This window comes from Clostridium transplantifaecale (genome assembly GCF_900626075.1).
In the GTDB taxonomy this organism is placed as follows: Bacteria; Bacillota; Clostridia; order Lachnospirales; family Lachnospiraceae; genus Otoolea; species Otoolea transplantifaecalis.
The window spans coordinates 75,683-88,101 of record NZ_UYZY01000005.1; the positions used below are offsets into that span (position 1 = coordinate 75,683).

The 12,419-nt window shown below is 50.5% G+C and carries 12 protein-coding genes; 11 read left to right on the forward strand and 1 reads right to left on the reverse strand.

The features are described 5' to 3' along the window. Positions 1–27 precede the first annotated feature (27 nt). From EJL91_RS17650 to EJL91_RS17660, 3 genes are all read left to right on the forward strand, one after another. Positions 28–1,632: a BsaA family SipW-dependent biofilm matrix protein gene (locus EJL91_RS17650; RefSeq protein WP_125143304.1), complete on the forward strand. Its 1,605-nt coding sequence runs from the start codon at positions 28–30 to the stop codon at positions 1,630–1,632. An 11-nt stretch (positions 1,633–1,643) separates the two neighbouring features. Beyond that, entirely contained in the window at positions 1,644–2,483 is an 840-nt protein-coding gene (gene srtB, locus EJL91_RS17655; RefSeq protein ID WP_125143305.1) for a class B sortase, read from the forward strand. Between the two features lie 336 nt (positions 2,484–2,819). Then, the gene (locus tag EJL91_RS17660; protein ID WP_125143306.1) at positions 2,820–3,644 is read left to right on the forward strand and encodes an EFR1 family ferrodoxin; all 825 of its coding nucleotides are present in this window, start codon (positions 2,820–2,822) and stop codon (positions 3,642–3,644) included. Between the two features lie 124 nt (positions 3,645–3,768). Here the strand turns inward: EJL91_RS17660 and EJL91_RS17665 are convergent, their stop codons facing one another. Next, positions 3,769–4,701, reverse strand: coding sequence for a DMT family transporter (locus EJL91_RS17665; RefSeq protein ID WP_125143307.1), 933 nt, complete (start codon positions 4,699–4,701; stop codon positions 3,769–3,771). A gap of 689 nt (positions 4,702–5,390) precedes the next feature. On the opposite strand from EJL91_RS17665, the gene nusB reads away from it, so the two are divergent. From nusB to argR, 8 genes are all read left to right on the forward strand, one after another. After that, entirely contained in the window at positions 5,391–5,834 is a 444-nt protein-coding gene (gene nusB / locus EJL91_RS17670; protein WP_125143308.1) for a transcription antitermination factor NusB, read from the forward strand. Positions 5,835–5,837: 3 nt separating this feature from the next. Next, positions 5,838–7,037 (forward strand): exodeoxyribonuclease VII large subunit, encoded by a 1,200-nt coding sequence (gene xseA, locus EJL91_RS17675; protein ID WP_125143309.1) that lies wholly within the window; start codon positions 5,838–5,840, stop codon positions 7,035–7,037. A gap of 16 nt (positions 7,038–7,053) precedes the next feature. Further along, positions 7,054–7,296: an exodeoxyribonuclease VII small subunit gene (gene xseB / locus EJL91_RS17680; protein ID WP_125143310.1), complete on the forward strand. Its 243-nt coding sequence runs from the start codon at positions 7,054–7,056 to the stop codon at positions 7,294–7,296. Beyond that, on the forward strand, positions 7,293–8,177 hold the full coding sequence (locus EJL91_RS17685; protein WP_125143311.1) for a polyprenyl synthetase family protein: 885 nt from the start codon (positions 7,293–7,295) through the stop codon (positions 8,175–8,177). The genes xseB and EJL91_RS17685 overlap by 4 nt, the downstream gene beginning before the upstream one ends. 24 nt (positions 8,178–8,201) lie before the next feature. Continuing rightward, a complete protein-coding gene (dxs, locus tag EJL91_RS17690; RefSeq protein ID WP_125143312.1) occupies positions 8,202–10,091 on the forward strand; it encodes a 1-deoxy-D-xylulose-5-phosphate synthase in 1,890 nt (629 codons plus the stop codon). Continuing rightward, positions 10,088–10,903, forward strand: coding sequence for a TlyA family RNA methyltransferase (locus EJL91_RS17695; protein WP_125143313.1), 816 nt, complete (start codon positions 10,088–10,090; stop codon positions 10,901–10,903). The genes dxs and EJL91_RS17695 overlap by 4 nt, the downstream gene beginning before the upstream one ends. 84 nt (positions 10,904–10,987) lie before the next feature. Beyond that, on the forward strand, positions 10,988–11,839 hold the full coding sequence (locus EJL91_RS17700; protein ID WP_125143314.1) for an NAD(+)/NADH kinase: 852 nt from the start codon (positions 10,988–10,990) through the stop codon (positions 11,837–11,839). An 83-nt stretch (positions 11,840–11,922) separates the two neighbouring features. Beyond that, a complete protein-coding gene (gene argR, locus EJL91_RS17705; protein ID WP_003499940.1) occupies positions 11,923–12,372 on the forward strand; it encodes an arginine repressor in 450 nt (149 codons plus the stop codon). The last annotated feature ends 47 nt before the right edge of the window (positions 12,373–12,419 follow it).

Genomic DNA, 12,419 nt, shown 5'->3' on the forward strand with positions numbered 1-12,419 from the left:
ACAGTAACAGACAGGAGATAGAGTGATATGAGGAAAGGCAGACACAAACTATTAGGGTTGGCAGCCCTGGCATCCCTAATGCTCATTGGCGGTACCTGGGCGGCCTGGACCCAGGAGCTTTGGACCGGTAATGAATTCATGCCTGGACAATATAATACTTCCCTCGATGAGGCTTTTACCCCCCCTGACGGCTGGCAGCCGGGAGTGGAGCAGGAGAAAAAAGTCTGGATCAGTAATAAAGGAACCGTGCCGGTCATGGCAAAGGTGGTTATCACCCAGCAGTGGATCCGCAAAGAGAATATCTATGCTACGGAAGTGGATGAGCAGGGAGAAATTGTTGAAACACCGGTGAAGCCTTTGAAAGGAGAAGCTTTTCCTCTGACATTTGACTCGGGGGCGGGAATGGAGTATGCAGCCATACCTGAGTTCAACAAGGATACGGTAGTGCTTCTGGCCTCCGGAAAGACTGCCGACGATTCGCTGAGTCTTGGCCTCACCACGGTAAATACGGTGGATGAGGCCAGGGGAAAATGGATTCTGATAAATGAGGTGCCGGACAGCAATAGCGGCTACATCCTTTATTACCTGGGAATTATTGAACCGGGCAAGGAATCCCCTGTGTTTTTAAACAGTGTGACACTCAACGAGAAGCTGTCACGCACCATCTCCGGCAAAAAGACATACCATGTCAAGATGGAGGACGGAAGCAGAAAGAAAGTTACCGTGGACAGTGTCAGCGCCCAGTTTGGCTATGATTCAGCCAAATATACGATGGACATCAAGGGGACTACGGTTCAGGCTACAAAGGCAGCCGTTGAGGAGATCTTTGGCAAGGACGGCGATACACTGGCCTTCCTGGCGGATCAAGTGGCGGAGAGCGGAGTATTTACTTCCAATACGGTTAAAACTCTGAAGTTTGAGTCCTCCGGCGGAAAACTGGTTTACACTCCGTACCGTACGGAATCGGGTACCGAGGAAGGCAACTGGTTTATGAGCTTTACCGATATGGTTCCGGGAGGAATCTATAAGGATAAGCTTAACATTGAAAATGCATCTTCCAGGAAGTACGATCTGTATATGCAGGTTATGCCGAGAGTCCAGGATGAAGTCAAAGATGAAATTCTGAATCTTATCACGATGAAGGTAACCTGCGACGGAACCCTTCTTTATGACGGCAAAGCGACAGGGGCTTCCCTGGTAAGCGGCTCTGAGACTGACAATAATCTTCAGCGCGTCGTTCCTCTGGGGCGTTATGCGGGGGGCAAGACAGGAACCATAGAGGTGGAACTGCAGCTGGATCCGAATCTGAAGCTGGGTGACGGAGCGAGTGAAAGAATCGCAGGAGTTCTCTCCAGGATAGACTGGAAGTTTATGGCCACAGAAGTGGATGAAAGCTCACCGAACGGATCGGGCGGAGGCGGAAAAGATCGGGATCACCATACTACGGTCAATATTCCGGATAGCGAAGTGCCGCTGTCTGATATGACAGTGATCGAGGATTCGGAAGTGCCGCTGGCCGTTCTTCCGAAGACAGGTGACGATGCTCCGATTATCCCAATCATCATTACGATAATGGGAAGCGGTATCATTCTCCTTTATCTGGGAATGAAGCTTCGCAGGAAAGAAGAATAAAACAGGACTGGATGAAGAGAAAAATTTATAAACTATTTTTTGCCGCTGTTTTAGCCGTATTTCTTCTCTCATCGGGATTTCTGGTAAAGTTGATGTATGATTACCGGAAAGCGGAGAAGGAATACAGTGAAATAGCAGAAGATGCAGTTAAGATACTCCCCGGCGCGGCGGAAAGCGCCGGGGGAGTTTTTGATTCGGGAACGGCTCAGGAGGATGGCAGGGAAAACGCTCCAATCGATTTGAACAGAGTGCTGGCTATTGATTTTCAGAGCCTGAAAAAGAAAAATCCCGATATCATTGCCTGGCTGGATATTCCGGGCACCGGAATCAGCTATCCCGTAGCAAAGACAGGAGATAATGAATTTTATATCACCCATGGTATTTATGGAGGTAAAAGCAGTTCAGGGGCGGTCTTTATGGACTTCAGAAACAAAACGGACCTGTCGGACGGCAATACAATTCTGTTTGGACACAATATGCGCAATGGTTCCATGTTTGGCGGACTCAGACAGTTTAAATCCCAGTCCTACCGCAACAGCCGGCCCTATGTGGATTTATATTTTCCCGACGGCCGCGTAAGATTTGAGATTTACTCCTGTTATGAAGAGTCTGCAAGCGGTGAGAATTTTCCGACTCTGTTCACCGGAGAAGATGACAGGAAAGCATTTGTAAACGCCGCTGCCGCACGCTCCCTCTATCAGACTGGGGTGGATCCGGAAGAGTCGGACCACACACTGATGCTTGTAACCTGCACGGGAAAAGGCTATAGCCACAGGCTGGTCGTTCATGCAGCACAAATAGACGATCAGGCAGAACCTGCAGACGGCCGGGCAGAATCAGCAGGTGATTAGGAAGAGCCGGCGGAAGAACCTGCTAAATAAACAGAATCAAACGAGCCTTCAGGATAATAGTCCGGGAGGCTCGTTTTTTGTCTATATTAGGCCAGCTTATGTTATCCGGCTGCGTCCTGTCCGTTCTTTAGGGCGGAACAGACAGGGGATTGAAAGGTGGGAAACGGCATCTCAATAAGTGTTTGAACAAACTCTGCATAACTGATATAATAGAAGATAAGCGCAACTGTGAAAGAATTGAATAGTTACAGGAAAGATTTAATGGATGACGGAAGCCTGTATACAGGTTATCGTTACATAGCTGTGAATGAGAAAAATCAGGGAGGAAATAAACCAATGAAAATTTCATGTGTTAAAGCGGTATTTTACAGCGCCACAGGAAATACGGAGGGTGTGGTAACTGCCATTGCGGAAAAAATTGCCGGAAAACTTGGAGTTCCCATGGAAACGTACGACTTTACATTACCGGGCAGCAGAACGGAGGAGCAGACCTATTCACCGACAGACCTTGTCGTGTTCGGAACACCGGTCTATGCAGGAAGAGTTCCGAACAAGATGCTTCCAATCGTACAGAATAACTTTAAGGGTGAGGGGGCGCTGGCCGTTCCTGTCGTTACCTTTGGAAACAGAAATTTTGACAACGGACTGATCGAGCTGCGCAACGAACTTGAGAATAACGGTTTCCATACGGTTGCCGGAGCAGGATTTGCCGTAAGTCATGTATTTTCAGATAAAATCGCCCCAGGCCGTCCTGATGAGAAGGATCAGGAGATTATATCCCGGTTTGCGGAGCAGGTGGCGGACAAAGTAGAGAAGATGGAGTCTGTCCCGGAGCCAATCGCTGTCCGCGGTGACGATCCGGTTGGACCGTACTACACACCGCTTGGAACAGACGGAAAACCGGCTGTATTCCTGAAAGCCAAACCGAAGACAAAACCAGAGGCATGTGACGGCTGCGGAATCTGTGTCGATGCCTGTCCCGTGGGTTCCATCAGCAAAGAGGACCCGAAGGAAGTACCGGGAATCTGTATCAAATGCCAGGCCTGCGTTAAGAAATGTCCTACAGGCGCCAAATATTTCGACGACCCGGCATTCCTTTCCCATGTGGCAATGCTGGAGCAGAACTATACACGAAGAGCAGAAGCAGAGACTTTTGTATAGTCCGGCAGAATCAGAAACAACAGGAATCTATAATAAAAATCCCGGATGCGCAGGTTATAACGCCTGTGCATCCGGGATTTTTATCTCTAAGTTAAATTCTCACTTCATTAAAGAAAATTTTACATTAAGAAACTCTCTCTTTCCCTCTTTTCTGCGTCAGCAGAAGAACGGTGGTGATAATAGCCGCCAGACCCAGAAAATCCATAAAGGTAAAGGCGGTTCCCAGCCACAGCGCGGATATGACCGTCGCGGAGACGGGCTCAATGCAGGCGAGCATACTGGCTTTGACGGAGCCGATATCGCTTACGCCCTGAAGGTACAGAGTGAAGGAAAGTGCAGTTCCTATCAGCACAATAGCCGCCAGTCCGAGGATTGTTCCCAGATCAAAGGTCACATGCACGGTCCAGTACCGCGTGACGAAGAACAGGAAAATGCCTCCTATCAGCATGCCGTACCCGGTGACAATGGTGCTTCCCCACCGTCCGATTATCTTTTCGGGCAGCATCGTATAACTCATCAGAGCCACCGCTGAGAGAAGACCCCAGGCCAGTCCCAGGTTTGAAATCACCAGGGAATGGATATTTCCGTGGGTTGCCAGGAGAAACGTTCCGGCCACAGCCAGGATAATAGCAAAGACTTCCCTGCCGCTGGGCAGCTTCTTTGCGATAAAACATGATACAATCATAATCAGCACAGGCCCTAAATACTGAAGAACCGTGGCGGTTCCTGCATTGGAGTGGGAGATAGCCGTCATATAACTGTACTGGCAGAACATCAGTCCGAAAATAGAGAAAATAAAAAGCTGTCTCCTGTCCTTTTTATCCTTCATAATCAGCACCATTTCCCTGCGCTGTCTCACAAAACCCAGCACCAGAAGGATGACGCCCGCACACAGCATCCGCGTAACCGTGACCCAGGCGGAGTCCAGATTTTTATATGTAAAAAGATACTGGCCGCAGGTGCCGGAAAACCCCCACATCGTACCGCCGGCCAGGGTGAAGAAAACTCCCCGCGCTGTCTTTGATTTATTGATATCATTCGTTGTTTCTGTATTCACTTTCGTTACCTCTTTCTATTTCTGTCCAAACATAACCAGAATAACAATAAATTTGTGGAAATACAAGCAGAAAAAGAAAAAAATGGGAAAAAGCGGGTACACTGTTAAAAAGGGATTTTAATTGGGATGCGAGGACGCCTCTGTAAGATGGCGGACGGGGTGGTGGGAGGGTGTGTATGAGTCTTCAGTCCCGGGCCATAACCTGCCTGTGGGGGAGGAGGGAGAAAAAGATTCCGGAGGGAACCTGGGAGTTCATCGGCACTTACCGAGGTCTTTTCGAGGTTAGTGACCGTTATGTACTCCAACGAGCGCAAGCGTTTCCCGCAGGAACTTTTTCTGCCCGGATTCCCCACCCGCGACAACCCACAATACCGGGACTGAAGACTCACACCCCCCTCCCACCATCCCGCCCCCCGACCGTCCCGGCGGCGTTCTCATTCCCCAACTAAATTAGTTTTTTCCTTCCCCTTGTGAAATTTCCTATCTTAAGTTATAATGGTAAATTAGAATATTATCCGATTTTTTACGGTAAAACCGTACACCGCCATCACAGGGACAGCACCGGAAGAGTGACAGCACACCGACCGGATTTTTCAAAGCCATCGGGAAAAGAACCGGATTTTCCGCTCTTTTCACTGCCCGCGGTGACGGATACAAAGGATAAGTAGATAGAATCAGGAGGACATGATATGACCAGAAGAGAATTGCGGGAGCATTGTTTTAAACTGTTGTTCTGCGCTGACTTTTATCCGGCTGACGAGACAAAAGAGCAGGTGGAAGAATATTTTACGGAGCCGATGGAGGAGGTTTCAGCCCCGGACGGCGAGAGTGAGATTCTTCACAGCCCGGCCCTGGATGTGTTTGACGGCGGATATGTGAAGAATAAGGTGGAGCGTATCATCGAGAAAATTCCTGATTTGGACAGCCAGATTAACGAGATTGCCAAAGGATGGACGACAAAGAGGATGGGTAAGGTGGAGCTGACGATACTTCGCCTGGCGCTTTTTGAAATCCAGTTTGACGAGGACGTGCCCGAGAAGGTAGCTATCAATGAGGCGGTGGAACTGGCGAAGAAATTCGGCGGGGACGATTCGCCGTCGTTTGTAAACGGTATTTTAGCAAAGCTGGTGTAGAGAATGGCAAGTGTTTATTCCGTATCGCAGGTCAATGCCTATATTAAGAATATGTTTGCCCAGGACTATGCCCTGAACCGGATTTCAGTCAAGGGCGAGGTGTCCAACTGCAAATACCATTCATCGGGACATATTTATTTCACGCTGAAGGACGGCCTCGGAGCAATCCAGGCGGTCATGTTTGCCGGGAAGAGACGCGGGCTTAACTTCAAGATGGAGGAAGGCCAGCAGGTCGTTGTTAAGGGAAGCATTGAAGTGTACGAAAGGGACGGCCGCTATCAGCTTTACGCCGCGGAGATTACCCTGGATGGGGCGGGAGATTTGTTTAAGCGCTTCGAACGGCTTAGAAATGAGCTGGAAGAGATGGGCATGTTTGCGCCCGAATACAAGAGTCCCATTCCGAAGTATGCAATGAAGGTGGGAATCGTGACGGCCAGCACCGGAGCGGCTATCCGGGATATCATGAATATCGCGGCAAGGCGTAATCCCTACGTGCAGCTTATCCTCTGCCCGGCCCAGGTCCAGGGAGAAGGCGCGGCTGCCAGTATAGCCAGGGGAATCGAGACACTGGATGCGATGAAGCCGGACGTGCTGATCGTGGGACGCGGCGGCGGCTCCATCGAAGATCTCTGGGCATTTAATGAAGAGATTGTAGCTCGGGCGATTTTTGCCTGCAAGACGCCGGTGATCTCTGCCGTGGGCCATGAGACGGATGTTACGATAGCGGATTATGTAGCGGATTTGAGAGCACCCACGCCGTCGGCGGCGGCAGAGCTGGCCGTATTTGACTATTCACTCTTTGAAGGACAGCTCAGGGATGCCAGGCAGAAACTGTACCGTGCACTGTCGGGAAGAAAAGACATGGCGGCTTATAAGCTGGAGCAGTACCGTCTGCGTTTAAGGCTCTATAACCCGGAACGGCAGCTCAACGAGAAACGTCAGAGACTAGCCGATGCCGGAGAGCGGATGGAGCGGCTGCTCATGCAGAAACTGACGGACCGGAAGCACAGGATGGCGCTTCTTGGCGGCCGTCTTCATGCTCTATCCCCGCTTGAGAAGATCAGTAAAGGATTTGGTTTCCTGACCGATGAGAACGGAAAGCGCATCGAATCGGCGTCCTCGGTGAAAGCGGGCGAGCATCTTCTGATACGCGTTTTGGACGGAAAAATTGAAGCAGAAGTGCTGAAGACAGAGAAGAAATGAGATGTGGTGAAACAATATGGAGATAAACGAAAATAAGAAAGAGGCTGCAGCAAAAGAAGACATCTCTATCGAAGAGATCTTTTCCGAGCTGGACGGGATTATCAGGAATCTGGAGGACGGGGAGGTTTCCCTGGAGGATTCTTTTAAATACTATGAGGCCGGCATGAAGCTGGTGCAGACCTGCAGCGGCAAGATAGACAAAGTGGAGAAGCAGATTCTGGTGCTTAACGGCAATAATTCGGAGGATGTGAGACAGTGATGAACGAGCAGCTTTTACAATATACGGATGAAGTGGAAAAGGTGGTTTATTCCTATCTGCCTGCAGAGGAGGGACACCAGAAGACGATTTTCGAGGCGATGAACTACAGCGTCAAGGCCGGAGGAAAGCGTCTGCGTCCGCTTTTAATGAGGGAGGTTTACCGCCTTTTCGGCGGCCAGGGCAGTGAGATTGAGCCGTTTATGGCGGCAATCGAGATGATACACACGTCGTCCCTGATTCATGACGATCTTCCCTGCATGGATAACGATGAGTACCGAAGGGGCAAGAAGACCACCTGGGTGGTTTACGGATATGATATGGCGGTCCTGGCAGGGGATGCCCTGCTGATTTATGCGATCGAGACGGCGGCCAAAGCGTTTGCTATGACGCCGAACGCCGATCGGGTGGGCAAATGCATCAGGATTCTGGCGGAGAAGACGGGAATCTACGGCATGATCGGCGGCCAGACGGTGGACGTTGAACTGACGGACAAGCTGATCCCGAAGGACAAGCTGGACTTTATTTACCGCCTGAAGACGGGCGCTCTCTTGGAGGCGGCTATGGTTATCGGCGCGGTGATGGGCGGCGCATCGGATGAAGAATGTGAGACGGTGGAGCGGATGGCGGCAGCCATCGGCCTGGCGTTCCAGATTCAGGACGATATTCTGGATGTCACCAGCAGCCAGGAGATACTTGGAAAACCTGTCTTAAGTGACGAGAAGAATAACAAGACAACTTATGTGAGCCTGGAGGGCATTGAGAAGGCCAGACGCGATGTTGAAAAACTTTCGGAGACGGCAGTCGATATCCTCTATTCCCTCCCCGGAAGGAATGATTTTCTGGAGGACCTGATTAAAGTACTGGTGAGCAGAGAAAAATAAGCAACAAATAATAAGGAAGAAACCATGATTTTAGATAAAATTAATGGACCCGATGATGTAAAAAAGCTTAATGAGACGGAATTAAGAGAACTGGCGGAGGAAATCCGCACATTTTTAATAGAGAAAATCAGCCATACGGGCGGCCATCTGGCTTCCAACCTGGGAGTTGTGGAACTTACCATCGCCCTGTATCTGGCTTTTGACCTTCCCAAGGACAAGATTATATGGGATGTGGGACATCAGTCCTATACCCATAAGATTTTGAGCGGCAGGAAAGACAACTTTGACGGCCTGCGTCAGTACGGAGGCTTAAGCGGTTTCCCTAAACGCAAGGAAAGCCCTTTTGACGCTTTTGACACGGGACACAGTTCCACCTCCATCTCCGCCGGGCTCGGTATGGCCCAGGGACGTGATGTGCTGGGGGAGGATTATTCGATTATTTCCGTGATAGGCGACGGCGCCCTGACCGGCGGAATGGCCTATGAGGCGTTAAATAACGCGGCCCGCCTGAAGAAGAACTTTATCATTGTACTGAACGACAACAAGATGTCCATCTCCGAGAATGTGGGAGGAATGTCCAGGTATTTAAGCAACCTCCGGGCAGACGAGGGTTATAACATGCTGAAAAAGAATGTGGCAGGCACGCTCGCCAAAGTTCCGATGATCGGCAATGATCTGGTGGACACGCTGCTGCGGACCAAGAACAGCATCAAGCAGTTCCTGGTACCGGGCATGTGGTTTGAAAATATGGGAATTACCTATCTGGGACCGGTCGACGGCCATGATGTGAAAGGGCTGGCAAAGATTTTCAGGGAGGCAAAGAAAATCAACCACGCCGTCCTGATCCATGTGATGACCAGAAAAGGAAAAGGCTATACCCCGGCTGAGAGAAATCCATCAGCTTTCCACGGCGTGGAACCGTTCGATATTGAGACAGGAAAACCGATTGGGAAAAAAATGTATCCGTCCTACACCGATGTGTTTTCCAAGGAAATCTGCAAGATAGCCGAGACGAATGAAAAACTGGTTGCTGTTACCGCAGCTATGCCGGACGGGACGGGACTGAAGCGTTTTTCCAGGATGTATCCGCAGCGCTTTTTCGATGTTGGGATCGCCGAGGAACACGCGGTGACTTCGGCCGCCGGAATGGCCGCGGCCGGGTTAAAACCTGTGGTTGTGGTCTATTCCTCCTTCCTTCAGAGAGCTTATGACCAGATTGTCCATGACGTCTGTATCCAGAACCTGCCGGTGCTGTTCTGCGTCGATCGGGCGGGCCTTGTGGGAAGTGATGGGGAGACGCACCAGGGAATTTTTGATCTGACATATCTGTCTTCCATTCCCAATATGAGCGTTATGGCGCCGAAAAACCTCTGGGAGCTTCGCGAGATGCTTCATTTTGCAGTGGATTACGACGGCCCGATGGCCATCCGCTATCCGAGAGGCCAGGCATACAGAGGACTCAAGGAATTCCTGGCTCCGGTAGAATATAAGAAGAGTGAAATCCTCTTTGAGGAAGACTCCATCGCCCTTCTGGCCGTGGGCAGCATGGTCAGCACGGCGGAGCATATACGGAACAAATTAAAAGAGATGGGACATTCCTGCACCTTAGTGAACGGCCGTTTTATCAAGCCGGCAGACACGGATGTGGTGGACCATCTTGCGAAAAACCACAGATGCATCATCACACTGGAAGAGAATGTGCTGCGAGGCGGATACGGGGAGCGTATCACCGACTATGTGCAGAAGCATTATCCTGCCATCAAGGTGGTCAATATCGCGCTGCCGGATGCCTATGTGGAGCACGGTAATGTCTCCAAGTTAAGAAGCGATCTGGGAATCGACAGCGATTCCATACTGGAGAAACTGAAAAAAGAACTGAAGAGCGAATTTCCTGATTCGGAGGAAAACAGATGAAAGAACGTTTAGATGTACTTCTGGTAAAAAAAGGCCTGGCCGAGTCTAGGGAGAAGGCAAAGGCAATCATCATGTCCGGGATTGTCTATGTGGATGACCAGAAGGAAGACAAGGCGGGAACCTCCTTTGAGGAGACGGCCAAAATAGAAGTAAGAGGTTCCACGCTCAAATATGTGAGCCGCGGAGGCCTGAAGCTTGAAAAGGCCATGACCCACTTCGGAGCGACGCTGGAGGGTAAAGTCTGCATGGATGTGGGGGCGTCCACGGGAGGTTTTACCGACTGTATGCTGCAGAACGGCGCCGTCAAGGTGTATTCGGTGGATGTGGGCCATGGACAGCTTGCCTGGAAACTGAGAAACGACCCGAGGGTCGTATGCATGGAAAAAACGAATATCCGCTATGTGGTACCGGAGGATATCGGTGATAAAATAGAGTTTGTATCCGTAGACGTCTCTTTTATTTCCCTGACTAAGGTGTTGGGGCCGGTTAAAAACCTGATGGCGGAGGATGGGCAGATTGTATGCCTGATCAAACCCCAGTTTGAGGCCGGCAGGGAGAAAGTGGGAAAGAAGGGCGTTGTCAGGGATAAGAAGACCCATCTTGAAGTAATCAACATGGTAATCAGTTTTGCCGTGGAGACAGGCTTTGAAGTGCTGAACCTGGAATTCTCCCCTATCAAGGGGCCGGAAGGAAATATTGAGTACCTGCTTCACCTGAAGAATCACGCGGAGGGGGAACGTTATGAAAATGTGGCGGTAAACCCGGAGCAGATTGTGGAGGAAGCCCACAAACAGCTCGACAAGCAGGCATAACGGCCTGTAACGCCTCAAAGAGACAGCCTGGATGGCTGCGGGATATTCAAAACATCGGATGGCATAATGCCGGGAGAACACAGGATGAAACATTTTTATCTGATTGTGAATAAGGAGAAGGAGAACGCGGAAAAGGGAGCGGAGGTAATCTCGGAGTATTTAAACAGCCATGGCTGTGAGTGTCTCAGATGGGACAGTGAGAATCCGGGATCTTCGGAGTACCGCTATACTGACAGAAAGCAGGTTCCGCAGGAGACGGAGTGTGTGATCGTGCTGGGCGGCGACGGTACGCTGATACAGGCGGCCAGAGATCTCGCCGGGCGGGATTTACCGCTGTTCGGCGTCAATATGGGCCATCTCGGTTATCTGACACAGATAAGCAGGGAGGAAGATATCGTCCCTGCGCTGAAAGAGCTGATGGCGGATCACTACCGGCTGGAAAAGAGGATGATGCTGGAGGGGCGGGTAGTTTCAGAAGGCGCCACGGTGGCGCAGGATATCGCCCTCAACGACATTATTCTGAGCAGGACGGGGCTTTACACGCTGAAGTTCGATCTCTACGTCAACGGGGAACTGTTTAACCAGTATTCCGCCGACGGAATGATCGTGGCGACCCCGACCGGTTCTACGGCTTACAATCTGTCGGCCGGAGGCCCCATTGCGGCGCCGGAGTCCAGCATGATTATCATGACGCCCATCTGTCCCCATACCCTCAATTCCAGGAGTATTGTCATTTCCCCGGAGAGCCGGATTATGATGAAAGTGTCCGGCAGGGAGGAAGTGGAGCAGTTTTTGAGCTTTGACGGGGATACGGTTGTGGAGCTTCGGAAAGGAGATCGGATCGAGGTGGAGCGTTCGGAGATCACCACCACGCTGATCCAGCTGAAGCAGGTTTCATTTCTCGAAAACATCAGATGTAAGATGAGGCAGATATAGGAGCGGCCGCAGGAAGTGCAAAAATTCGGGCGCATCGGGTATAGATGCAGATATACGGAGACAGGAGAGCGGAGGATAGTATAATGAAATTGGAACGTCACAGCAAAATTGTAGAATTAATTGGCAAGTATGAGATAGAGACCCAGGAAGAGCTGGCCGAGTACCTCAACAAAGAGGGATATAACGTGACTCAGGCCACCGTGTCCAGGGATATCAGGGAACTCAAGCTGTCCAAGATCCAGACGGAGAACGGCCGCCAGAAATACGCGGTATTTCATCCGCAGACAGCGTTTAACGATAAATACATCAGAATTCTCCATGACAGCTTTCTTTCCATGGATATGGCTCAGAACATACTTGTAATCAAAACGGTATCCGGCATGGCTATGGCCGTGGGCGCGGCCCTCGATTCCCTGCATTTCGGCGAGATTGTGGGCTGTATCGCGGGAGACGACACTGTGATGTGCGCCGTAAGGACCGTGGATGACACAATCGTACTGATGGATAAGATCAAGAAGCTCATAGCAGGATAAGAGTTATAGTTCGGCAAAGTTGTATTCCGCGGGGGGTTTTCGTATTT

Coding starts and splice junctions, on each gene's coding strand:
- EJL91_RS17650 (WP_125143304.1), top strand. CDS start 28: ATGAGGAAAGGCAGACACAAACTATTAGGGTTGGCAGCCCTGGCATCC.
- srtB (WP_125143305.1), top strand. CDS start 1,644: ATGAAGAGAAAAATTTATAAACTATTTTTTGCCGCTGTTTTAGCCGTA.
- EJL91_RS17660 (WP_125143306.1), top strand. CDS start 2,820: ATGAAAATTTCATGTGTTAAAGCGGTATTTTACAGCGCCACAGGAAAT.
- nusB (WP_125143308.1), top strand. CDS start 5,391: ATGACCAGAAGAGAATTGCGGGAGCATTGTTTTAAACTGTTGTTCTGC.
- xseA (WP_125143309.1), top strand. CDS start 5,838: ATGGCAAGTGTTTATTCCGTATCGCAGGTCAATGCCTATATTAAGAAT.
- xseB (WP_125143310.1), top strand. CDS start 7,054: ATGGAGATAAACGAAAATAAGAAAGAGGCTGCAGCAAAAGAAGACATC.
- dxs (WP_125143312.1), top strand. CDS start 8,202: ATGATTTTAGATAAAATTAATGGACCCGATGATGTAAAAAAGCTTAAT.
- EJL91_RS17695 (WP_125143313.1), top strand. CDS start 10,088: ATGAAAGAACGTTTAGATGTACTTCTGGTAAAAAAAGGCCTGGCCGAG.
- EJL91_RS17700 (WP_125143314.1), top strand. CDS start 10,988: ATGAAACATTTTTATCTGATTGTGAATAAGGAGAAGGAGAACGCGGAA.
- argR (WP_003499940.1), top strand. CDS start 11,923: ATGAAATTGGAACGTCACAGCAAAATTGTAGAATTAATTGGCAAGTAT.